Annotated in this window: 21 protein-coding genes and 1 pseudogene; 20 read left to right on the top strand and 2 right to left on the bottom strand. The window is 62.5% G+C overall.

Going from position 1 to position 21,794, the window contains the following annotated elements; all coding sequences use genetic code 11:
- Positions 1–240: 240 nt before the first annotated feature.
- The 5 genes from ACTNBU_RS06875 to ACTNBU_RS06855 all read left to right on the top strand — a co-directional run bounded on the left by ACTNBU_RS06875 (position 241) and on the right by ACTNBU_RS06855 (position 5,348).
- Positions 241–987 (top strand): TraX family protein, encoded by a 747-nt coding sequence (locus ACTNBU_RS06875; protein WP_441032058.1) that lies wholly within the window; start codon positions 241–243, stop codon positions 985–987.
- Between the two features lie 228 nt (positions 988–1,215).
- Positions 1,216–2,622: an alanine/glycine:cation symporter family protein gene (locus tag ACTNBU_RS06870; protein WP_441032056.1), complete on the top strand. Its 1,407-nt coding sequence runs from the start codon at positions 1,216–1,218 to the stop codon at positions 2,620–2,622.
- A 143-nt stretch (positions 2,623–2,765) separates the two neighbouring features.
- On the top strand, positions 2,766–3,308 hold the full coding sequence (locus ACTNBU_RS06865) for an RNA polymerase sigma factor (protein ID WP_441032054.1): 543 nt from the start codon (positions 2,766–2,768) through the stop codon (positions 3,306–3,308).
- Entirely contained in the window at positions 3,301–4,731 is a 1,431-nt protein-coding gene (locus ACTNBU_RS06860) for a hypothetical protein (RefSeq protein ID WP_441032052.1), read from the top strand. Before ACTNBU_RS06865 ends, ACTNBU_RS06860 begins: the two co-directional genes overlap by 8 nt.
- Before the next feature lie 86 nt (positions 4,732–4,817).
- Positions 4,818–5,348 carry an ECF transporter S component gene (locus tag ACTNBU_RS06855; protein WP_441032050.1) on the top strand — a complete coding sequence of 177 codons (531 nt, stop codon included), beginning with the start codon at positions 4,818–4,820 and terminating at the stop codon, positions 5,346–5,348.
- 63 nt (positions 5,349–5,411) lie between these two features.
- On the opposite strand, the gene pdxR is transcribed toward ACTNBU_RS06855, so the two are convergent.
- Complete coding sequence (pdxR, locus tag ACTNBU_RS06850; protein WP_441032048.1) at positions 5,412–6,806, bottom strand: MocR-like pyridoxine biosynthesis transcription factor PdxR; 1,395 nt, start codon at positions 6,804–6,806, stop codon at positions 5,412–5,414.
- Between the two features lie 122 nt (positions 6,807–6,928).
- On the opposite strand from pdxR, the gene ACTNBU_RS06845 reads away from it, so the two are divergent.
- Entirely contained in the window at positions 6,929–7,504 is a 576-nt protein-coding gene (locus ACTNBU_RS06845; RefSeq protein WP_441032047.1) for an ECF transporter S component, read from the top strand.
- Between the two features lie 81 nt (positions 7,505–7,585).
- Here the strand turns inward: ACTNBU_RS06845 and ACTNBU_RS06840 are convergent, their stop codons facing one another.
- Positions 7,586–8,458, bottom strand: coding sequence for a DUF975 family protein (locus ACTNBU_RS06840; RefSeq protein ID WP_441032045.1), 873 nt, complete (start codon positions 8,456–8,458; stop codon positions 7,586–7,588).
- A 280-nt stretch (positions 8,459–8,738) separates the two neighbouring features.
- Between ACTNBU_RS06840 and rsxC the strand changes: the two genes are divergently transcribed.
- From rsxC to ACTNBU_RS06770, 14 genes and pseudogenes are all read left to right on the top strand, one after another.
- On the top strand, positions 8,739–10,103 hold the full coding sequence (gene rsxC / locus ACTNBU_RS06835; protein ID WP_441032043.1) for an electron transport complex subunit RsxC: 1,365 nt from the start codon (positions 8,739–8,741) through the stop codon (positions 10,101–10,103).
- A gap of 3 nt (positions 10,104–10,106) precedes the next feature.
- The gene (locus tag ACTNBU_RS06830; protein ID WP_441032042.1) at positions 10,107–11,129 is read left to right on the top strand and encodes an RnfABCDGE type electron transport complex subunit D; all 1,023 of its coding nucleotides are present in this window, start codon (positions 10,107–10,109) and stop codon (positions 11,127–11,129) included.
- Positions 11,126–11,755 (top strand): RnfABCDGE type electron transport complex subunit G, encoded by a 630-nt coding sequence (locus ACTNBU_RS06825; RefSeq protein ID WP_441032040.1) that lies wholly within the window; start codon positions 11,126–11,128, stop codon positions 11,753–11,755. Before ACTNBU_RS06830 ends, ACTNBU_RS06825 begins: the two co-directional genes overlap by 4 nt.
- 19 nt (positions 11,756–11,774) lie before the next feature.
- Positions 11,775–12,407, top strand: a complete 633-nt coding sequence (rsxE, locus tag ACTNBU_RS06820) for an electron transport complex subunit RsxE (protein WP_441032038.1) — start codon at positions 11,775–11,777, stop codon at positions 12,405–12,407.
- Positions 12,407–12,997: an electron transport complex subunit RsxA gene (gene rsxA / locus ACTNBU_RS06815; protein ID WP_441032036.1), complete on the top strand. Its 591-nt coding sequence runs from the start codon at positions 12,407–12,409 to the stop codon at positions 12,995–12,997. The genes rsxE and rsxA overlap by 1 nt, the downstream gene beginning before the upstream one ends.
- Positions 12,998–13,010: 13 nt before the next feature.
- Positions 13,011–13,925, top strand: coding sequence for an RnfABCDGE type electron transport complex subunit B (locus ACTNBU_RS06810; RefSeq protein WP_441032034.1), 915 nt, complete (start codon positions 13,011–13,013; stop codon positions 13,923–13,925).
- A gap of 326 nt (positions 13,926–14,251) precedes the next feature.
- Entirely contained in the window at positions 14,252–15,304 is a 1,053-nt protein-coding gene (gene hrcA, locus ACTNBU_RS06805; RefSeq protein ID WP_441032032.1) for a heat-inducible transcriptional repressor HrcA, read from the top strand.
- On the top strand, positions 15,301–15,963 hold the full coding sequence (gene grpE / locus ACTNBU_RS06800) for a nucleotide exchange factor GrpE (RefSeq protein ID WP_441032030.1): 663 nt from the start codon (positions 15,301–15,303) through the stop codon (positions 15,961–15,963). The genes hrcA and grpE overlap by 4 nt, the downstream gene beginning before the upstream one ends.
- Before the next feature lie 120 nt (positions 15,964–16,083).
- Positions 16,084–17,937, top strand: coding sequence for a molecular chaperone DnaK (gene dnaK / locus ACTNBU_RS06795; RefSeq protein ID WP_441032028.1), 1,854 nt, complete (start codon positions 16,084–16,086; stop codon positions 17,935–17,937).
- A gap of 171 nt (positions 17,938–18,108) precedes the next feature.
- Positions 18,109–19,248, top strand: a complete 1,140-nt coding sequence (gene dnaJ / locus ACTNBU_RS06790) for a molecular chaperone DnaJ (protein WP_441032026.1) — start codon at positions 18,109–18,111, stop codon at positions 19,246–19,248.
- Positions 19,223–19,288, top strand: a pseudogene (locus tag ACTNBU_RS06785) (hypothetical protein); the annotation flags it as partial. The gene dnaJ and the pseudogene ACTNBU_RS06785, both read left to right, overlap by 26 nt.
- Complete coding sequence (locus ACTNBU_RS06780; RefSeq protein WP_441032060.1) at positions 19,278–20,063, top strand: histidinol-phosphatase HisJ family protein; 786 nt, start codon at positions 19,278–19,280, stop codon at positions 20,061–20,063. The pseudogene ACTNBU_RS06785 and the gene ACTNBU_RS06780, both read left to right, overlap by 11 nt.
- 166 nt (positions 20,064–20,229) lie before the next feature.
- Positions 20,230–20,667: a ribose 5-phosphate isomerase B gene (gene rpiB / locus ACTNBU_RS06775; protein WP_441032024.1), complete on the top strand. Its 438-nt coding sequence runs from the start codon at positions 20,230–20,232 to the stop codon at positions 20,665–20,667.
- Positions 20,668–20,770: 103 nt separating this feature from the next.
- The gene (locus ACTNBU_RS06770) at positions 20,771–21,790 is read left to right on the top strand and encodes a putative glycoside hydrolase (protein ID WP_441032023.1); all 1,020 of its coding nucleotides are present in this window, start codon (positions 20,771–20,773) and stop codon (positions 21,788–21,790) included.
- The last annotated feature ends 4 nt before the right edge of the window (positions 21,791–21,794 follow it).

Below are 21,794 nucleotides of genomic sequence, written 5' to 3'. Positions count from 1 at the left end.
ATTCCACGATCCAGCTTCCCTCGTTCAAGCATCTTTCATCACCCATGCTTATTTTACCATATAAATGCGAAAAAGCCCAGCTATGCTCGACTTTTTCGACAGCCTGAGGGCCTCCGGGATACCAGAGGTCCTCTTTTTTCGTTTAGAAGACAAAATTGATACCAAACTGTAATGACTTCTCCCGGCCTTTTATGGTTTACTGATGCGGCGGAACAGAAAGACCGAAAGGAGAAGAACGTAATGGAACAGAGACGGGAATTTCGCGGCATCAGCGCACTGACGCTGCATCTGCTGGCCATGGCCTTCATGCTGTGTGACCACCTGTGGGCCACGGTGCTGTATCCATACGACTGGCTGACCTGGGTGGGAAGGCTGACCTATCCCATCTTTGCCTTTCTGCTGGTGGAGGGCTTTTACCACACCCATGACCTGAAAAAATACCTGCTGCGGATGCTGGCCTTTGCCGTCATCTCGGAGCTCCCATTCAATCTGATGTACAGTGGGCAGCTGATCTATCCCGTGCATCAGAACGTGATGTGGACGCTGCTGCTGTCCCTGCTGTGCATGGCCGCGATTGAGAAGACACGGCGGCGGGGCAAATGGTGGCTGACGGCGGCGGTGTTCCTGCTGACCGCCGGAGCAGGCTACGTGCTGAGTATACTCACCATGGCGGACTACTTCGGCTGCGGCGTCCTGATGGTGCTGGTGTTCTACCTGTTCCGGGGACGGAAATGGTGGCAGATGCTGGGGCAGGCTCTGGGACTTTACTGGGTCAATGTAGAGCTTCTGGGCGGCATGATGGTACCGGTGACCGTGCTGGGGCATACCTTCATGATCGTTCAGCAGGGGACGGCGGTGCTGGCGTTGCTGTTTATCTGGCTCTACCGGGGACGGCAGGGGCCTCACAGCAAGGCCGTCCAGTACGCCTGCTACGCATTCTACCCGGTGCATCTGCTGATCCTGGGACTGCTGGGGCGGTATCTGTAAAGGAAGCTCTGAAGGGCACTCCAGCGGCGTACTCTTTTCTGAAAAGAGAAAAGAGTACGCTGAGTCTGTCGATAAACCCAAAAAACTTGCGGCAGCTTGTCGAAAAGACTTTTTCGACAAGCTGGCTCTTTTTGGACAAGACCATTTACAAGCGTCCATTTCTCGTGTACAATAAAAGAAATAAAATTTTAGCACTATAAAGACAAAAAGAGATTCGGGAGAGAAGACATGAAACTGCTGTACACGATCTATGACTTCATGTGGGGCGATCTCATCACAATTCCCCTGCCGGGAGGCGGTTCCCTGGGACTGTCCCTTCTGGTGCTGATCCTGGTGCCGGCGGGCATCTTTTTTACGCTCCGCACCCGGTTCCTGCCGGTGCGGCTGTTTCCGGAGATGATCCGGGTGACCCTGGAGACGGAGAGCAACGCCAAGCGGGAGGGCATCTCCGGCTTTCAGGCCCTCATCGTGTCCACCGCCACCCGGGTGGGCATGGGCAATCTGGTGGGCGTGGTGGCCGCCGTCTCCGCCGGCGGCGCCGGCGCCGTGTTCTGGATGTGGGTGACGGCGCTGGTGGGCTCCGCCACCGCCTTCGTTGAGGCCACCCTGGCCCAGCTCTACAAGCAGAAGGACCCGCTGTACGGCGGATACCGGGGCGGCCCCGCCTATTTCATCCACAGCTTCATGACCCGCCATTTCGGGAAGAAGACCCGCCGGTGGTCCTTCACTGCCGTGCTGTTCGCCATCTCCGGACTGATCTGCTGGTGCGGCATCAGCCAGGTCATCGGCAACTCCGTGTCCTCCTCCATGTACAACGCCTTTCATATCCCGCCGCTGTACACGGCCATTGCCCTGGCGGCGGTGTCCGCCGTCATTGTGCTGCGGAAGAACGCCACCGTCAAGGTGCTGGACGTGGTGGTGCCCATCATGGCGGGCTGCTACTTCTTTATCACCCTGTTCATCATCGTCAAAAACGTGTCTTTGCTGCCCTCTGTGTTCCAGCGCATCTTCGCCGAGGCCTTCGGCCTGCGGCAGGCGGCGGCGGGCGGCTTCGGCGCCGTCATCATGAACGGCGTGAAGCGTGGACTGTTCTCCAACGAGGCGGGCAGCGGATCCGCCCCCTGTGCCGCCGCCGCGGCGGACATCGACCATCCCGCCAAGGAGGGTCTGCTCCAGGCCTTCGGCGTGTTCCTGGACACCATCGTCATCTGCAGCTGCTCCGCCATGATCATGCTTCTGGCTCCGGCGGAGAGCGTGGACGGCCGGGCAGGCATGGACCTGCTGCAGGCCGCCATGGAGTATCATCTGGGGCGCTTCGGCGTAGTGTTCATCGCCCTGACGCTGCTGCTGTTCAGCTTCTCCACCTTCATCGGCGTGCTGTTCTACGCCCGCTCCAACGTGGCCTATCTCTGCGGCGACAACTGGGCCTCCCAGACCGCCTACAAGGTGCTGGCCCTGGTCATGCTGTTCATCGGGTGCCTGGCGGCCTACACCTTCGTGTGGGACCTGGGAGACGTGGGTATCGCCCTGATGACCATTTTTAACATGATCGTCTTGTTCCCTATGTCCGGCGAGGCTCTGGCTTCCCTGCGGGACTATGAGGCCATCATGAAGCGGCGGAAGCAGCGCAAATAAGAGACGAATCCAGTGGATCCCGCACGGGGCCGTTTTCCGGGACGGCTTGGTGCGGGATCTATTTTTTCGGGAAAAGACGCAACGGTTTTCCGGCGGGACGCATATAGGAAAGTGACAGACGTCAAAAAGAAAGGAGGGGGCCTATGGAGGACGTGCTGGCCAAACGGCTGCGGCTGGGAGACATCCAGGCGCTGGAGGAGATCATGGACCGCTACAGCGCCTATGCCGCCAAGATCATCGCGGTCTTTCTGAACCGGACGCTGCCGCTGGAGGACATGGAGGAGGTCCTCTCCGACGTGTTCATCAGTCTCTGGAACAGCCGGAGCCGTCTGGAGGGAGACGTGAAGCCCTATCTGGCGGCCATCGCCCGGAACGCCGCCCGACAGAAGCTGCGGCAGTTCCGGCCTGTGGAGGAGATGCCGGAGGACCTGGAGCTGACGGACAGCACGCCCGGTCCGGAGCGCCGGGCGGAGGACGGCGAGCAGGCCGGGGAGCTGCGGGCGGCCATCCGTCGTCTGGACCCAGCGGATCAGGAGCTGTTCTTCCGGTTCTATTTTTTGGACCAGACGGTGGGAGAGATCGCCGCCGTCACAGGGCAGAATCCCGCCACGCTGCGGAGCCGCCTGAAGCGGGGACGGGAGAAGCTGAAAAAGATCTTGACGGAGAGGGGTGTTTGCTGTGACTGAGAAATGGATCCCAACAGACGAGGAACTGGACGCGCTGCTGGACGCCCAGCCGCAGTTCGACCCGGAGGCTGTCAAGGCCCGGACCCTGGCGGCCGTGGCCGGACAGGAACCGCCGGAAAAATACCGCCGCGGAAAATTCTTTCTGCGCTGTACCCTCATCGCTGCGGCGCTGTGCCTGCTGTCCGCCACCGCTCTGGCGGCGGTGGACACCGCCACCGGCGGCCGTATCACCGCCGCCCTGGGTATCCGCACGGCGGCGGAGCCCGCCACGGAGCCGGAGACCGCGCTCGTGGAGGAGGTCGTCCAGCCGGAACCGGAACCCGCTCCTGAACCGGTGAAGAAGGAGCCGGAGGAACCCCCGGAGGAGCCGCCGGAGCTGGACCGGCAGGTGGCGGACTCCCTGGGCATCCGGCAGGAGCAGGCAAAAAACCTCCGTCCGGCGGTGCAGAAGGTGGAGCGGACGGCGGAGGAGCAGGACGTCCGCATGACGGTCTTACAGACGCTGGGGGACCCGTCCTGCCTGTATGTCAAGCTGCGGTTCGACTTCCCGGAGGAGGTGCCGGTCCATGACTATCTGGAGTTCCAGAACATGGACGTCGACTTCGGAAACTCCGGCAGTTACAGCTATCAATGGACCGTTCTGGAGCGGACCGGCAGTTCCATCACCTATCTGCTGACGGTGTGGGGCTCTGATCTGGAATTGCTGGACGGCAACACCGCCACCGTCACCGTTGAGAACTATGGACATGACCATCAGTACGCGGACGATGAAATCCTCCAGCTGGCGGGCGAGGAGGGGAAGCCATACACCACCATCATTGCCCCGGACGGGACCATGCGCTGGGACGTCTCGGACAGCGACACGGCGGCCCTGCCGCCCCAGACAGAGGTCATCGTCTCCAACGGCTTCACCATCAGCCGGAGGGAGGACGGCAGCCGGGTGGTGACCTACGACGGCGCCCACGGCGACCGGATGACGACGCTCTATCTGGCGCCGGACTTCGACGCCGAGGTGGCGGGGAAGTGGGAACAGTCCTGGGAACTGTCCTACGAGGATTTGTCCCTGCGCTGGACGGGAGCGTCGGAGCTGTTCGGACCAGTGCTGACTTTGACGGATATCCGCCTCTCTCCGCTGTCCTGGGAGATGACCTTTACGGCCCGGGAGCTGGAGGGGGAGAATCTGGCCTTCAGCCTGCTGCCGGAAAGCGGCTGGAACGCCCGGCTCAGGCACCGGGACGGCTCCCTGACGGAGTTCCCCATGCGCCGGGGAAGCGGCGGATATTCGCAGGAGCGGGATCCGCAGGATATCACCATCCTCATTGAGACTATCACGACCATGAACCGGTTCGACCGGCCTGTGGACATCTCGGACGTTACCGCCATCGTCATCGACGGCACGGAGTATCCGTTGACCGGGAATTGACCTTATAAAAATTTCAAATTCTGGATATTTCAATAAAACCACTTCGCGGATAAGATGGAACAATCAAAGCGAGAGGGGTTTTACCAATGAATCAAGCAACTGATCTGCGCAAGCGGGCGCCCGTCAAGTGGCTCACCGTGACGGCCCTGCTGATGGCCATGAACGTGGCCCTCAGCTCCTTCGGCGTCCCGGTGCCCGGCGGACACTTCTACCTCAACGACATCGTCATCGCCGCGGCGGCCATCCTGCTGGACCCACTGGGGGCCTTCATCGTGGGCGGCGTGGGCGCGTTCCTGGGCGACTTCCTGTTCTATCCCGCGCCCATGTTCGTGTCTCTGGTGACCCACGGCATCCAGGCGGTGTTCATCTCCTGGTGCGTCCGGCGGGCCTCCGAGGAGAAGAAGCTGACCGCCGCCATCGTGGGCGTGGCCGTGGGTGCCCTCATCAACGTGGTGGGCTATTCCCTGGGCCGGGCGTTCATCTACAGCACGCCGGAGTACGCCGTGCTGAAGCTGCCCTTCCAGATCCTGCAGGCGGGCATCGGCGCGGCGCTGGCCGTGGTGCTGTGCTGGCCCTGCCGTCTGCGGGCGGCGTTCCAGCGCATCTTCGAGCGCTGAGCGGATCGTGACAAAAGACCCGTGGGAGGAACTTCCTCCCACGGGTCTTTTCCTGTTTTCCAGTCACTCCCGAAACAGCTGGTCCAGCAGCTCCATGGCCTGGGGCAGGCGCTCCGGCTCCAGACCGGCGTAGTTGATGACCAGCGTGTGGTCGAAGGCCGGGTCCGGCACGGCGGCGTACTCCGACAGGAAGCCCACCCGGATGCCCAGCTCCTCCGCCCGGCGCTGGAGGGCCTGATCCGTGGCCAGGGTGTCCAGCTTCAGCAGGAAGTGCAGTCCCGCGCCGTGCTCCGTGATGGTGACCCGATGGGCGAAGGGACTCTGCCGGAAGGCGTCCAGTACAGCGGCACGGCGCTGGCGGTACTCGTTGCGCATCCGGGACAGGTGCTGCTCGTACTGCCCGGAGGACAGGAACCGGGCCAGCACCGCCTGCTCCGTGGCGGGGACGGTGCAGGCGTAAAAGCCCATGGTACGCCGCCAGCGGTCCAGCAGCTGGGGCGGCAGCACCAGAAAGCCCACGCGCATGGAGGGGGCGATGGTCTGGGAGAAGGTGTTCATGTAGATGACCCGGCCGTCCCGGTCGATGCTTTGCAGGGGCGGGATGGGACGGCCTGTAAAGCGGAACTCGCTGTCGTAGTCGTCCTCGATGATGACGCCGCCGGTCTCCGCCGCCCACCGCAGCAGTCCCTGCCGCCGGGAAATGGGCATCACCAGTCCGGTGGGGTAGTGGTGAGAGGGGGAGATGTGGGCCACGGTGGCCCGGCTCCGCCGCAGGGCGTCAAGGTCCAGGCCCTGATCGTCCAGCGGCACCGGCACGCACCGAACGCCGCTGGCCCGGTAGACCTGGCTGATCTTGGGATAGCCCGGGTCCTCCACGGCGAAGACGTCCACCTGGCTCATGAGCTGGGCCAGCAGCAGATACAGGAACTCCGCGCCTGCGCCCACCACGATCTGCTCCGGGGAGGCGCTGAGGCCCCGGTAGTCCCGCAGGTCCTGGGAGATGGCCTCCCGCAGGGCCAGCAGCCCCTGATGAGGGATGGGGGCCAGCAGGGCGGTGCCCTCCTGACTCAACACCTGCCGGGTGAGCCGGGACCAGGCGGCGAAGGGAAACCGGGAGGCGTCCACCCGGTTGGTTTTCAGATCCAGTTGCCACGTCCGCTCCGGCGGCGGGGCCAGCCGGGGGATGGGAGCAGGCTCCCGGGCTGGCGGTGCCTGTTCCACCTGGGCCACGAAAAAGCCCTGCTTGGGCTTCGCCAGGAGATAGCCCTCCGCCGCCAGCTGGGCGTAGGCGTTCTCCACGGTGATGACCGACACCCGCAGATGCTCCGCCAGAGAGCGCTTGCTGGGCAGCCGGGTCCCCGCCGTCAGGGCGCCGGAGAGGATGTCCCCCCGGATGCGGCGGTACAGATATTCATAGAGCGGCAGGTCTCCCCGCTCCTCCATGGGATATGTCAGCATGGCGGATACCTCCCATCTGACCTTATGAAAAAATCGAAATTTGGATATTCCAATCATACCATATCCTCGCTAGAATCACAACATCAAAATCACGTCAGACGAACCTGAGAGGAGAGAATGATATGGAAAAAGTAATCAGACGGGAAAATACGGCGGCCATGACCGGCTTCCGGGCCATGGTGATGACGGCTTTGTTCGCGGCGCTGGGCTATGTGGCCACGCGGATCTTACAGATCCCCACCCCCAGCGGCGGCTATGTGAACCTGGGGGACACAGTGGTGATCCTGGGGGCCTATCTGCTGGGGCCGGTGTACGGCGCCGTGGCCGGCGGCATTGGACCCGCTCTGGCGGACCTGCTGTCCGGCTACGCCATCTATGTGCCGGCCACGCTGGTCATCAAGGCCGTCATGGCCCTGCTGGCGGCGCTGGTGTACCGGGCGCTGGGTAAGAAGACGTGGAGCATGGTGGTGTGCGCCGTGGCGGCGGAGGCCGTCATGATCGTGGGCTACTGGCTATTTGAGACGGTGCTGGCTGCCGCCGCGGGAGAGGGCAGCTTCATGGTGTGCCTGGCGGCCTGCGGTGCGGCGGGCATTCCCGGCAATCTGGTGCAGGCGGCCTTCGGCATCGCGGCCTCCACGCTGCTGGCCCTGGCCCTGCGGCAGAATACCCAGGCCCGCCGCCAGTTCCCCAATCTGTAAGAGTCTGCACGGAAAGGAACAGAAAGACCGGGCTGTCATGGATTCATGACAGCCCGGCTTTTTTGTCGGTCGGAAGCGGGATCAGAAATATCCGCCCAGATCGTCGGGACCGTGGTCCTCAAGACGGCTCCGGGAATCCATGCCGGAGGTGCGCTTGGCGGTCTCGAAATAGGCCAGCTCCGAAGTCTGGTACAGGGGGAGATAGAGGGCGCCCACGATGATGGGGACGATCACCTGAAGCGGAGGGGAGAGCCCCAGAGGCAGCTCCGGCAGAAAAATATCCAACATGGACAGGTACTCCGCCGCGTAAAGATAGATGGACGGAAGAGAGGAGAGGACCATCCAGCCCAGGAAGCTCAGATCCAGGGAGAACAGCTGACCCTTGTAGCCGAAGGTCTGGCGCTTGCTCATGTTCAGCGTCTCCATCACCCCCAGGTTGGGGTCTTCGCAGAGATTCAGGATGGCGAAGCGGTAGCGATACAGTGCCACCACCGGCGGGATGAACAGCAGGATCATCAGCGGGGAGAACAGGAAGATCTCCTGCTCATACATCATCAGCAGGACGCTGAAGATCATGCCGGAGGGGAGGGACCACAGGAAGACGAACATCATCTTCGCCAGATACAGCAGGATGAGCCTGCCGGCGAAGGAAAAGCCGTCGAACAGCGTCAGGTATTCCGTGCGCTCGCCCCGGCGGATGGCGGCGCAGTAGAGCCAGCAGCCGGCCTCCAGGATCAGAGCCAGCAGAGACACCAAGATCCAGACGAACAGCCCCAGGGGATTGGACAGGGCAGGAATCCCGCCGCCGCTGTTGTTGGCGAAGTAGCTGGCCAGATTCATCAGCCACACCAGGGCCAGATACAGGGTGAAGAACTTTCTGGGAGGGACCTGCGCGTCCCGCAGAAGTTCCCGCGCCTCCCGTTTGACTTGCCTGCGGTCGATATACTCTGCCATCCAAAGACCTCCATATCTGCCCGTCCTGCCGGAGGGCTTCCGCTGCGATTACTGCATAGTTTATCACAGCTGAGGGGAAAAGGCAAGATGCGGCAGAGCCGGTCCGGTGGGGAGTGCCGCTGGGCAATTTATCCAGAACAGTAAAATACTTGTCAAAAAAGAAACGAATTTTGCGGATTTGTGGAGTTCACAGTCTGGACATTTTATGACGGCTGGTGTAAAATAAAACGCAGTATGTGATAGCCGTGTGCTATCCAGCAGAAAAAATGAGGTGAAGACTATGGCACAAGCTTTCTTTGGCGGCGTTCATCCCAATGACATGAAAGCCGCGACCAATGAAAAGGCCATCGAGCAACTGGCACCCCCTGCGAAGGTGGTCATTCCCATGTCGATGCACTTTGGCGCACCGTGCACCCCCCTCGTCAAGGTGGGCGACTACGTAAAAGTGGGCCAGAAGATCGGCGAGTTCCACGGTTTGGGAGCCCCCATCCACGCCAGCGTCTCCGGCAAGGTGATCGCGGTGGAGCCCCGGCCCTACAACATGGGCGGCAACATGATGGCTGTGGTCATCGAGAACGATGGCAAGGATGAGCTCAGCGAGGAGGTCAAGGCCCCTGAGAATCCCGACAGCCTGACGGTGGACGAGATGGTGGAAGCCGTCAAGAACGCCGGCATCGTCGGCATGGGCGGCGCTACCTTCCCCACCCACGTGAAGATCTCCGGCGGCATCGGCAAGGTGGACACCGTCATCATCAACGGCGCCGAGTGCGAACCCTACATCACCGGTGACCACCGGACCATGCTGGAGCGTCCCGAGGAGATCATCGGCGGCGCCACCTATCTGGCCAAGATGTTCGGCGTGGACAAGGTCATCATCGGCGTGGAGGACAACAAGCAGAACGGTATCGACGCCATGAACAAGGTCATTGCCGAGAAGCACGCCCCCGTTGTGGTGGAGCCCCTGCACTGCCGTTACCCCCAGGGCGGTGAGAAACAGCTCTGCCAGGCCATCACCGGCAAGCAGGTGCCTCCCGGAGGACTGCCCTCCAACATCGGCTGCGCCGTGTTCAACATCAATACCACCTGCGCCATCTTCCGGGCCATCACCCAGGGCATGCCCGTGGTGCGGAAGATCGTCACCGTCTCCGGTTCCGGCGTCATCGAGCCCAAGAACCTGGAGTGCCCCATCGGCACCCCCGTGTCCAACCTGTTCGACGCCTGCGGCGGCCTGAAGGAAGGCACCTACAAGCTCATCATGGGCGGCCCGATGATGGGTATGGCCCAGTACACCACGGATGTTCCCGTGGGCAAGGGCACCGGCGCCATGCTGGCCTTCTGCGAGAAGGAGGAGCAGACCGTTGAGAATCCCCAGTGCATCCGCTGCGGCAAGTGCGTGGAGGCCTGCCCCATGCACCTGGAGCCCCTGTTCATGTACCAGTACGCCTCCAAGGGCATGGTGGATGAGCTGAACGAGGCCCATATCATGGACTGCATGGAGTGCGGCGCCTGCGCGTACATCTGCCCTGCCCGCATGCACCTGACCCATATGTTCAAGACCGGCAAGCAGCTGGTGAAGAACAAGGCAGCCGCCGACAAGGCTGCCGCTGAGGCCAAAAAGGCCGCACAAGAGAAGAAGGAGGCGTAAACAATGACCGATTACAAGAATCTCAAGCTGATTGCGACTTCTTCTCCCCACATCCGTTCCGCGGAGAACACCCGGTCCATCATGCTGGATGTCATCATCGCCATGCTGCCGGCTTTGGCCTACGCGACCTGGCAGTTCGGCCTGAAAGCCCTGACCCTCACCGCCGTGTCCGCGGCGGCCTGCGTGTTCTGGGAGTGGCTGTACCGTACGCTGCTGAAGAAGCCTCAGTCCATCGGCGACCTCAGCGCCGTGGTCACCGGCATGCTGCTGGCTTTTGTCTGCCCCGTGACCACCCCCTACTGGGTCATCGTCATCGGTGCGTTCTTCTCCATCGTTCTGGTGAAGCAGCTGTTCGGCGGCATCGGCAAGAACTTCCTGAACCCCGCTCTGGTGGGCCGTGCCTGCCTGCTGGCCAGCTATGCGGGCTACATGACCACCTGGCTGGACCCCGCTGCCGGCAAGGCGCCCCTGATGGGCCTCGTGGCCGACACCATGACCGGCGCCACCCCCATGTCCTATCTGAAGACCGGCGATCTGGCCGCCCTGGCGGAGAAGTACTCCGTTCTGGATATGTTCCTGGGCAAGACCGGCGGCTCTCTGGGCGAGGTCTCCGCGCTGATGCTCATCGCCGGCGGCGTCTGGCTGCTGTACCGGAAGGTCATCTCCTGGCACATCCCCGCCGCTTACATCGGCACCGTGGCGGTCCTGTCCCTGCTGTTCCCCAAGGGCGGCGCTGACAACCTGCAGTTCATGCTGTACAGCGTGTTCGGCGGCGGCCTGATGCTGGGAGCCATCTTCATGGCTACCGACTACGCCACCTCTCCCGTCACCAAGAAGGGCCAGCTGATCTACGGCATCGGCTGCGGCCTGTTCACCGTGTTCATCCGCTATTTCGGTTCCTATAACGAGGGCGTCTGCTACTCCATCATGGTCATGAACCTGTTTGTGCCCCTGATCGACAAGTACACCAAGCCCGTCCGCTTCGGCACCGTAAAATCTGCTAAGAAGGAGGCGGCTGCGAAATGAGTAGCGAAGTCAAGACCAAGGAAAAGGTCAATATGGACCCCAAGTACCTCATCAAACTGGCCGTGACCCTGTGCGTTACCTGCGTCATCGTGGCCGCGGCACTGGGCGCTGTCGACAACGTGACCAGAGGCCCCATCGCCGAGGCCAACCGTATCGCCACCGAGAAGGCCCTGTCCGCGGTGTTCCCGGATGTGGCCGCCCCTGAGTTCCCCGAGCTGGAGCTCACCGACGCCATGACCTCCGCCGCTTCCGCCGCCGGCGCCACGCTGGAGAATGTCTACGAGGTGAAGGACGGCGGCGAGACCGCCGGCTATGCCGTGAAGATCATTGCCTCCGGCTCCCAGGGCAACATCGAGATGGTGGTGGGCGTTGACGCCGAGGGCGCCGTCACCGGCGTGTCCATCGTCTCCAATGCTGAGACCTCCGGCATCGGCTCCAAGGTCATGAAGAACAATCCTCTGCCCAGCGGCACCGGCGTTCTGGACCAGTTTATCGGCAAGAGCGCCGCTGACGGGACCCTGTCCGTGGGCTCCAATGTGGACGCCATCTCCGGCGCCACTGTATCCAGCCGCGGCGTCACCACCGGTGTCAACGGCGCCATCGCCGCTGCCGGCGCCATCGGCTGAGAAAGGGGGATACTGAATCATGAACTTTGGAAAACAGTTTAAGGAAGGTCTGATCACCAACAACCCCGTGCTGGTGCAGGTGCTGGGCATGTGCTCCACCATGGCAATCACGACCTCCTTCTTCAACGGCCTGGGCATGGGCCTCAGCGTTCTGGTCATCCTGACCGCCTCCAACATCGTTATTTCCGCCATGCGGAAAGTCGTTCCCGATAAGATCCGTATCGCCATGTTCATCGTGGTCATCGCCGGCTTCGTCACCTGCGTGGACCTGCTGCTGAAGGCCTTCGTCCCCGCACTGTCCGAGTCCCTGGGCGTGTTCATCCCCCTGATCGTGGTGAACTGCATCATTCTGGGCCGTGCCGAGGCGTTCTCCTACAAGAACGGCGTTCTGGCCTCCGCCGTGGACGGCATCTGCCAGGGCATCGGCTACACTGTGGTCCTGATCATTATGTGCGTCATCCGTGAGCTGCTGGGCGCCGGCACCTTCGGCGGCGGCCTGCTGAACAACGGCGACGGTATCCGCCTCATTCCCGAACAGTTCCCCATCGGTATGCTGACCCTTCCTGTGGGCGGCTTCCTGGTGCTGGGCTGCCTCATCGCCGCCATGCAGTGGGCGCTGAGCAAATCCAAGAATAAGGAGGAGAGCAAGTAATGCAAGAGATCTATACGCTTCTCTCTATCACGCTGGGAGCCATCCTGTCCAATAACTTCATCTTCTCCCAGTTCCTGGGCATCTGCCCCTTCCTGGGCGTCTCCAAGAAGGTGGATACCGCCTCCGGCATGGGCATCGCCGTGACCTTCGTCATGGGTCTGGCCTCCGCCATCACCTGGCTGGTGAACAAGTTCATCCTGGTCCCCCTGGATCTGAGCTACATGCAGACCGTGGCCTTCATCCTGGTCATCGCCTCTCTGGTGCAGTTCATCGAGATGTTCCTGCAGAAGGCCATGCCCTCCCTGTACACCGCTCTGGGCATCTATCTGCCCCTGATCACCACCAACTGCGCCGTTCTGGGCGTCGCTCTGCTGAACATCCAGAACAACTACAACTTCATTGAGTCCGTGGTCTACGGCGTTACCGGCGGTCTGGGCTTCCTGCTGGCCATCGTGCTGTTCGCCAGCATCCGGGAGCGCCTGGTGTTCGCTGACTATCCCAAGGCGTTTGAGGGCTTCCCCATCGCCCTGGTCACCGCAGGTCTGATGGCCCTGGCATTCATGGGCTTCTCCGGCCTGAAGGTCTGGTAAGGAGGCACTCGTCATGACAAATATTATCGCTGCTGTCGCGGTGCTGGGTATCCTGGGCGCCGTGTTCGGCCTGGTCCTGGCCGCCGCCTCCAAGATCTTCGAGGTGAAAAAGGACCCCCGTGTGGAAGAAGTCCTGAGCCATCTGGCCGGCGCCAACTGCGGCGGCTGCGGCTTCCCGGGCTGCGCCGGCTGCGCCGCCGCCATCGTGGCCGGCGACGCCCCCATCAACGCCTGCGCCCCTGCCGGCGCTGAGAACGCCGCCGCCATTGCCCAGATCATGGGCCAGGCTGCTCCCTCCGGAGAGCGTCAGGTGGCCTTCGTCCGCTGCAACGGCGGCACCAACGCCGTGAAGCGCTTCGAGTACCGCGGCGTCCACGACTGCATCTCCGCCACCAAGGTGGCCGGCAGCCCCCTGGAGTGCAACTTCGGCTGCCTGGGCTTCGGCTCCTGTGTGGCTGCCTGCCAGTTCGGCGCCATGTCCATCGGCCCCAACGGCTCTGCCGTTGTGGATCCGGACAAGTGCACCAACTGCATGGCCTGTGCTGCCGCATGCCCCCGCAAGCTGATCGTGTCCGTCCCCGCCTCCAAGAAGGTCCACGTGGCCTGCGCCAACCAGGACAAGGGCAAGGCCGCCATGAGCGTCTGCTCCAGCTCCTGCATCGGCTGCGGCCTGTGCCAGAAGGAGTGCAAGAAGGACGCCATCCATGTGGTAAACGGCGTGGCCGTCATCGACTATGAGAAGTGCGTGGGCTGCAAGCTCTGCACCAAGGTCTGCCCCCGCGACGCCATCCTCCCCAAGGCCACCGCTGAGGAGAAGGAGAAGTACAAGGCCATCAAGAAGGCCCAGGCTGAGAAGGCTGCCGCCGCCAAGAAGGCCGCCGAGGAAAAGGCCGCTGCCGCCGCTGCCGGCGAGGCTGAGAAGGTCTGAACGCCCGGTCTGTCATAAAGCGTGAAAACGCGCCCCGAACGTCAGTTCGGGGCGTGTTTTTTTACCCGGAGAAGCGGCGAAAAGGCCAAGGGGACACATGGGAAAAGCCTGGCTCCGGTGGGGGAAATATCGGACTCTGGCGTCATCCGCGGCACCGTCGGAAAGGGGATAAAAACCCGGAAAAGGCCGCAGAATAAAAGTTCAAAAATCCCTCTTGGTTTGTTTACAATTTGTTTATATCCATCCATTGACAATAGGGGGCGGCGGTGGTAAACTCACGTTAGCACTCAGGGAAAGTGAGTGCTAAAAAGGTTTGAGGTGTTTGCATGGATCTGACGGATCGGAAAAAGCAGATACTGAAAGTCGTCATTGAGGATTACATCCGCACGGCGGAGCCGGTGGGCTCCAAGACCATCGCCAAGGAGATGGGCGGCAGCGTCAGCTCCGCCACTATCCGGAACGAGCTGGCGGACCTGACGGAGCAGGGCTATCTGGAACAGCCCCACACCTCCGCCGGACGCATCCCGTCCCCCCAGGGCTACCGGCTGTACGTCAACGAACTGATGGAACAGCAGCGGCTCAGCATCGCGGAGACGGAGCGGATCAATCAGGCCCTCCAGATGAAGATGGAGGAGCTGGACCGGGTGATCTCCCAGGCGGGGCGGGCGGTGTCCTCCTTTGTGAACTATCCCGCCTATGTGGCCGCCGCCAGCCGGAAAAAGACCATCACCGCCAAGCATTTCGATATGCTGCCGGTGGATGACCGGAGCTGTATCGTGGTGATGATGACCGGCGACAACCGGGTCAAGAGCCAGCTGCTGCGGCTCCAGCTCCGGATGGACCCGTCCCAGATGCCGGTGCTGGCGGACCTGCTGAACAAGGAGTTCACCAACATCTCCACCGACGAGATGAACATGGCCCTGATGCGCATGAGCGATCAGGTGACGCCCCAGATGTTCCTGCTGCTGTCCCAGACCATTGCCTACGCGGTGGATGTGCTGGAGGAGGCGGGACAGAAGGAGATCTACACCGCCGGTGTGACCCAGGTACTGAAGCTGCCGGAGTTCCGGGATGCCGACAAAGCCCATGAGCTGATGAGCTTTCTGGCGGAGAACAAGGAGAACCTGCCGGTACCCGACGACAACTCTCCACTGAAGATCCTGATCGGGCCGGAGAACGTCAACGCGGCGCTCCGGGACACCAGCGTGGTGGTGGCCAGCTATGATATCGGAGACGATATGCGGGGCCTCATCGGCGTGGTGGGTCCCACCCGCATGGACTACGCCGCGGTGGCGGCCCGTCTGGCCGGGTTTGCCGACGGCCTGACACGATTGTTTGAGAAACGGGATTTACCCCCCAAGGAGGATACAGACAAATGAGCGACGAGACGAAGCAGCCCACTCCGGAAGAAGAGCAGGGCCGGCAGGCCCCCGAGACGGAGGAGACCGCTCCCCGGCAGGAGCCGGAGACCGCCGGAGAGGGCGGAGCGAAGCCGGAAGAGCCCCGGGAGGAGAAGGCCTCCGACAAGCGCAAAAAGGATAAGGACGCAAAGAAGAAGGAAAAAGAGAAGACCTACACCCTGACCCGGGAGCAGATGGAGGCCGCCGAGCTGGCCGCCAAGCAGCTGGAGACCGTGAAGGACCAGTACACCCGTCTGGCGGCGGAGTATGACAACTACCGCAAGCGCACCGCCAAGGAGAAGGAGAGCATCTACCAGGACGCCAAGATCGACACCATCCAGGAATTCTTGGCGGTGTACGACAATCTGGAGCGGGCCGTGGCCGCTGAGGGCGGCGACGATTCCCCCCACAAGAAGGGCATGGAGATGATCTTCGTCCAGTACAAGAAGATCCTGGAGAAGCTGGGCGTCACGGAGATCGAGGCCAAGGGCCAGCCCTTCGACCCCAACCGGCACAACGCCGTCATGCACATCGACGATGAGAATCTGGGCGAGAACGTGGTGGCCCAGGTGTTCCAGGCGGGATTCATGCTGGGCGACAAGGTGGTCCGGCACGCCGTGGTGCAGGTCGCGAACTAAGGCAATTAGGAGTTAGGAATTAGGAATTAGAAATTCATCTGACTCCGTCATTCCTAATTCCTCATTCCTAATTTCTAATTATCATAAAAAACATTTCGATAGATTTAGGAGGAATTCATTATGTCTAAAGTAATCGGTATCGATTTGGGAACTACCAACTCCTGCGTGGCCGTTATGGAGGGCGGCGAGGCCGTCGTCATCCCCAACGCGGAGGGCAACCGGACCACTCCGTCCGTGGTGGCATTCTCCAAGACCGGTGAGCGTATGGTGGGCCAGGTGGCAAAGCGCCAGGCCATCACCAACCCCGATCGCACCGTGTCTTCCATCAAGCGTGAGATGGGCAGCGACTACAAGGTGGGCATCGACGGCAAGAACTACACTCCCCAGGAGATCAGCGCCATGATCCTGCAGAAGCTGAAGGCGGACGCCGAGGCCTACCTGGGCTCTCCCGTCACCGAGGCCGTCATCACCGTTCCCGCTTACTTCACCGACGCCCAGCGTCAGGCCACCAAGGACGCCGGTAAGATCGCCGGCCTGGACGTGAAGCGCATCATCAACGAGCCCACCGCCGCGGCCCTGGCCTACGGCGTGGATAAGGAGCAGTCCCAGAAGATCATGGTCTACGACCTGGGCGGCGGCACCTTCGATGTGTCCATCCTGGAGATCGACGACGGCGTCATCGAGGTCCTGGCCACCGCCGGCAACAACCGTCTGGGCGGTGATGACTTCGACGAGTGCATCATGAAGTACCTGGTCAACGAGTTCAAGCGCACCGACGGCGTGGACCTCAGCGGCGACAAGGTAGCCATGCAGCGCCTGAAGGAGGCCGCTGAGAAGGCCAAGATCGAGCTGTCCGGCGTCACCACCTCCAACATCAACCTGCCCTATATCACCGCCGACGCCACCGGCCCCAAGCACCTGGACATCACCCTGACCCGGGCCAAGTTCAACGAGCTGACCGCCCATCTGGTGGAGGCCACCATGGGCCCCGTCCATCAGGCTATGAGCGACGCCGGTCTGAATCCCTCTGACCTGAGCAAGGTCCTGCTGGTGGGCGGCTCCAGCCGTATCCCCGCCGTGCAGGAGGCCGTGAAGAAGTTCACCGGCTCCGAGCCCTTCAAGGGCATCAACCCCGACGAGTGCGTGGCCATGGGCGCCGCCCTCCAGGCCGGCGTGCTGACCGGCGACGTCAAGGGCCTGCTGCTGCTGGACGTCACTCCCCTGTCCCTGGGCATCGAGACCATGGGCGGCGTGTTCACCAAGCTCATCGACCGCAACACCACCATCCCTGTGAAGAAGAGCCAGATCTTCTCCACCGCCGCCGATAACCAGACCTCCGTTGAGGTCAACGTCCTCCAGGGCGAGCGTGAAATGGCCGCGGCCAACAAGTCCCTGGGCCGGTTCCACCTGGACGGCATCGCCCCCGCGCGGCGCGGCGTACCCCAGATCGAAGTGACCTTCGACATCGACGCCAACGGCATCGTCAACGTCTCCGCCAAGGACTTGGGCACCGGCAAGGAGCAGCACATCACCATCACCTCCTCCTCCAACATGTCCAAGGAGGACATTGAGAAGGCCGTCAAGGAAGCGGAGCAGTATGCCGCCCAGGACGCCAAGCTGAAGGAGGAAGTGGAGGTCCGCAACCAGGCCGACCAGATGGTCTATCAGTCCGAGAAGACCCTGGGCGAGATGGGCGACAAGATCCCCGCCGGCGACAAGGCCAAGGTCCAGTCCGCCATCGACAAGCTGAAGGAGACCCTGAAGGGTCAGGACACCGCCGCCATCAAGGCCGCCACCGAGGAGCTGACCAAGGAGTTCTACGCCGTCAGCGAGAAGCTGTACCAGAACGCCAATCCCCAGGGCGCGCAGGGCGGCGAGGCCGGTCCCGACATGGGCGGTCAGCAGAGCGGTCCCCAGGGCCAGTACTACGACGCCGACTACAAGGTAGTCGATGACGACGACAAGAAGCAGTAAGAGTGACGAGCCGATGGGACGGGGATCTGATCCCCGCCCCATTCGGACGTTTGGCGGAAATGAGGAATCAGGAATGAGGAACCGGAAATTGCCTGTCAAATTCCTCATTTCCGATTCCTAAGGCGGCACCGCGCAGCCGCGCGGCGGTGCCTGAATGACAGGAGCATGACTATGGCAGATAAACGAGATTATTACGAGGTCCTTGGCATCTCCAAGGGTGCCTCTGAGGATGAGATCAAAAAGGCATACAAGAAGATGGCCCGGAAGTACCATCCGGATCTGAACCCCGGCGACAAGGAGGCCGAGGAGAAGTTCAAGGAGGTCAATGAGGCCTACGAGGTGCTGTCCGATCCCAACAAGAAGGCCCGGTACGACCAGTATGGCCACGCCGGCGTGGACCCCAATTTCGGCGCCGGTGCCGGCGGCTACGGGTTCGACGGCAATTTCGACTTCGGCGACCTGGGCGACATCTTCGGCAGCTTCTTCGGCGGCGGCTTCAGCGGCGGCGGACGGCGCACCAATCCCAACGCCCCTCAGCGGGGCGAGAGCATCCGCATGTCCATCGCCATCAGCTTTGAGGAGGCCGCCTTCGGCTGTGAGAAGGCCGTCACGGTGGAGCGCATGGAGCCCTGCGGCACCTGCCATGGAAACGGCTGCGCCCCCGGCACCACGCCGGAGGTCTGCCCGGACTGCCACGGTACCGGCACTGTCCAGGTGCGGCGGCAGACGCCCATGGGCGTCTTCGCCACATCCTCCCCCTGCACCCGCTGCGGCGGAAAGGGACGTATCATCCATCAGCCCTGTCCGGAGTGCCGGGGCGCCGGTTCCGTCCGGCGGCGGAAGACCATCCAGGCCAGCATTCCGGCGGGCATCGACAACGGCCAGACCATCTCTATCCGGGGACAGGGCAACGCCGGTATCAACGGCGGCCCTGCGGGCGATCTGCTGATCACCGTCACCGTCCGGCCCCATGAGATCTTCCGGCGGGAGGGCACCTCCGTCCTGTGCGAGGCGCCCATCACCTTCGCCCAGGCGGTACTGGGCGCGGAGCTGGAGATCCCCACTATCGACGGCAAGGTGAAGTACAATCTGCCGGAGGGCACCCAGTCCGGCACCACCTTCCGGCTGAAGGGCAAGGGCATTCCCTCCATCAACGGCCGGGGCCGGGGCGACCAGTACGTCACCGTGTATATCGAGACGCCCCGGAACCTGAACCGGGAGCAGAAGGAAGCGCTGAAAAAGTTCGCTGAGACGCTGGGCGAAAACAATTATGAGGAGCGGAAGAATTTCTTCCGGAAGTTTAAGAAATGAGCGGGAAGCAATACGCGGCAGACTGCCACCTGCACTGCCGCTGGTCGCCGGACAGCCGGGCCCCCATGGAGGATATGGCCCGGGCGGCGGCGGACATGGGCCTGAACGAGGTCTGCTTCACGGACCATGTGGAGGTCATGACCGCCAAGTCCTGGGTGCGGAACACCTTTGACTGGGCGGCGCTGGACGCGGAGTACGCCCAGGCCCGGGAGGCGCTGGGGGATCGGATCGTCATTCGCCGGGGCATCGAGCTGGGGGAGACCCCCAGAGACTTCGCCCACGCGGAGGCGCTGTTGGCCCAGATGCCCCCGGCAGACTTCGTCATCGGCTCCATCCACCAGCTGTCCGACGCATACGGCTGTCAGGATCTGGCCTACGCTGCCAGCGCCGATCCGGAGGAGGCCCGCCGTCAGATCACGGACTATCTGGAACTGGTGCTGCGGCAGGCCAAATGGGGAAAATTCTCCGTGCAGGGCCATCTGACCCTGCCCCTGCGGTATATCAACGAGCGCCGGGGCGGGCACATGACCTTCGACGGCTTTGAGGCGGAGGTGGAGGAGATCTACCGGACCCTCATCGCCAACGGCTGCGGCATCGAGGTCAACACCAACCGGGGCAAGGACCCGCTGCCGGACGAAAAGTGGCTGCGGCTGTACCGGGAATGCGGCGGCGAGATCATCACCCTGGGATCCGATGCCCACCGGGCGGAGCACGTGGGCTGCTGCATCCGGGAGCGGCAGGAGCTGCTGCGGGAGTGCGGCTTCCGGGCGTTCTGCACCTTCCGGGAGATGAAACCCGTGTTCCACGACCTGTAAAGCGGTCCGCGCCGATTTTCCGGTTGCAAATATGGCAGAACACGGGTACAATAGCCATGGAAACGGCGCCGCGGGAGCGGACCGGCCGAACGACGGACTTCCCCGGCTTCCGGGGAGACGTTCAATCTGAACTGTGCCGCGCACGCGGCAGAATGGGGGATTTTTTATGAAAATCGCAATGGGCTGTGACCACGGCGGCTACGCGCTGAAGTGTGAACTCATCAAGCATCTGGAGGAGCAGGGCCATGAGGTGAAGGACTTCGGCTGCTATTCCACGGAGAGCTGCGACTATCCGGAATTCGGCGAGGCGGCGGCACGGGCCGTGGCTTCCGGCGAGTGTGAGCGAGGCATCGTCATCTGCACCACCGGCATCGGCATTTCCATCGCTGCCAACAAGGTGAAGGGCATCCGCTGCGCCCACTGCGCCGACTCTCTGGAGGCGGAGCTGACCCGGCGTCACAACGACGCCAATGTCATGGCCATCGGCGCGGGCTTCACCGGCTCTGTGCTGGCCAAGCGGATGACGGATGTATTCCTGTCCACGGAATTTGAGGGCGGCCGTCACGCCCGCCGGGTGGGCAAGCTGGACGCCATCCAGCCCTGAGGACAGACGCGGCACGCCGAAAAGGCGGTGAAATGGATTGTCTGTAATACGCGGATACAATAATTATCGGGGCCGGACGCCCCTGTGGAAAAAGATCGCTGCTGTGCTGCTGGTCCTGGTGATCCTGGCGGCGCTGGGGGTCATTGCGCTCCAGAACTACCTGGTGTACGACGACCACGGCGTGGCACATCTGACGCTGCCCTGGCAGCAGGAGACGCCGGAGGACAGCGGCGTCGGGGACATCTCCGAGCCGCTGAACATCACGGTGGAGGAGAGGCACGAGCCCCAAACGGAGCTGCGGGCAGTCCAGCTGCCCCAGACGGAATACACCGGCTGGGATATGGACCGTCTGACGTCCTGCTGGAGCGAGAGCTCGCCCTTCAGCGCTCTGGCGGTGACCGTGAAGGACGGTAGCGGCCGTGTCTACTATGACTCCGAAGCGGCGAGGACCGTCACGGGCCGGACCGCTCCGGCGGAGACGCTGGAGACGCTGAAGACCGTGACGGAGAACACCGGCCATGCCATCGCCCGGCTCAGCTGCCTGCGGGACCCCATCGCCGCCAAGGCGGATGTGGAGGGAATGGGCCTGAAGAACACCGGCGGCTATATCTTCTACGACGGAAACAACACCAACTGGCTGGACCCGTCCAAGGAGGGCACCGCTGCGTACCTCAGCGCCCTGGCCAGGGAGTGCGCGGCCATGGGCTTTGACGAGATCTTGCTGACGGACGTGTCCTATCCCACGGAGGGCAAGCTGGATAAAATCGACTACGGAACGGCAGGCTCCCGCCCGGAAGTCCTGTGTGCGCTGGTGCGCGCCGTGGCGGATGCCGTGGCGGCGGACTACCCGGAGGTGCAGATCTCCGTGGAACTGCCCGCCCAGGTCATCACCACCGGCCGGGATGATGCCGCCGGACTGGTTCTGGCGGACATGGCCGGCTGCGTGGACCGCGTCTACGCCGTGACCACGGAATCGGAGGCCCCGATGCTGGCCCAGGCCGCAGCCGCTGCGGGCGAGGACGCCCCCGGCTTCGTGCCGGAGCTGGCGATGGACCTGCCGCCCTGGGAGATGGAGACGGCCCTCCCCGCAAGCCTGACGGACTATCTTCTGATGGAACAATAAAAGA

The sequence above is a fragment of the Dysosmobacter sp. HCP28S3_G4 genome, from assembly GCF_052065175.1.
Taxonomy (GTDB): Bacteria; Bacillota; Clostridia; order Oscillospirales; family Oscillospiraceae; genus Oscillibacter.
The sequence above is the reverse complement of the archived record's forward strand: the minus strand, read 5'-3'. Positions and strand labels throughout refer to the sequence as shown.

What these genes read in the sequence shown, in the direction of transcription:
- ACTNBU_RS06875 (WP_441032058.1), top strand. Translation starts at nt 241, where the DNA reads ATGGAACAGAGACGGGAATTTCGCGGCATCAGCGCACTGACGCTGCAT.
- ACTNBU_RS06870 (WP_441032056.1), top strand. Translation starts at nt 1,216, where the DNA reads ATGAAACTGCTGTACACGATCTATGACTTCATGTGGGGCGATCTCATC.
- ACTNBU_RS06865 (WP_441032054.1), top strand. Translation starts at nt 2,766, where the DNA reads ATGGAGGACGTGCTGGCCAAACGGCTGCGGCTGGGAGACATCCAGGCG.
- ACTNBU_RS06855 (WP_441032050.1), top strand. Translation starts at nt 4,818, where the DNA reads ATGAATCAAGCAACTGATCTGCGCAAGCGGGCGCCCGTCAAGTGGCTC.
- pdxR (WP_441032048.1), bottom strand. Translation starts at nt 6,806, where the DNA reads ATGCTGACATATCCCATGGAGGAGCGGGGAGACCTGCCGCTCTATGAA.
- ACTNBU_RS06845 (WP_441032047.1), top strand. Translation starts at nt 6,929, where the DNA reads ATGGAAAAAGTAATCAGACGGGAAAATACGGCGGCCATGACCGGCTTC.
- ACTNBU_RS06840 (WP_441032045.1), bottom strand. Translation starts at nt 8,458, where the DNA reads ATGGCAGAGTATATCGACCGCAGGCAAGTCAAACGGGAGGCGCGGGAA.
- rsxC (WP_441032043.1), top strand. Translation starts at nt 8,739, where the DNA reads ATGGCACAAGCTTTCTTTGGCGGCGTTCATCCCAATGACATGAAAGCC.
- ACTNBU_RS06830 (WP_441032042.1), top strand. Translation starts at nt 10,107, where the DNA reads ATGACCGATTACAAGAATCTCAAGCTGATTGCGACTTCTTCTCCCCAC.
- ACTNBU_RS06825 (WP_441032040.1), top strand. Translation starts at nt 11,126, where the DNA reads ATGAGTAGCGAAGTCAAGACCAAGGAAAAGGTCAATATGGACCCCAAG.
- rsxE (WP_441032038.1), top strand. Translation starts at nt 11,775, where the DNA reads ATGAACTTTGGAAAACAGTTTAAGGAAGGTCTGATCACCAACAACCCC.
- rsxA (WP_441032036.1), top strand. Translation starts at nt 12,407, where the DNA reads ATGCAAGAGATCTATACGCTTCTCTCTATCACGCTGGGAGCCATCCTG.
- ACTNBU_RS06810 (WP_441032034.1), top strand. Translation starts at nt 13,011, where the DNA reads ATGACAAATATTATCGCTGCTGTCGCGGTGCTGGGTATCCTGGGCGCC.
- hrcA (WP_441032032.1), top strand. Translation starts at nt 14,252, where the DNA reads ATGGATCTGACGGATCGGAAAAAGCAGATACTGAAAGTCGTCATTGAG.
- grpE (WP_441032030.1), top strand. Translation starts at nt 15,301, where the DNA reads ATGAGCGACGAGACGAAGCAGCCCACTCCGGAAGAAGAGCAGGGCCGG.
- dnaK (WP_441032028.1), top strand. Translation starts at nt 16,084, where the DNA reads ATGTCTAAAGTAATCGGTATCGATTTGGGAACTACCAACTCCTGCGTG.
- dnaJ (WP_441032026.1), top strand. Translation starts at nt 18,109, where the DNA reads ATGGCAGATAAACGAGATTATTACGAGGTCCTTGGCATCTCCAAGGGT.
- rpiB (WP_441032024.1), top strand. Translation starts at nt 20,230, where the DNA reads ATGAAAATCGCAATGGGCTGTGACCACGGCGGCTACGCGCTGAAGTGT.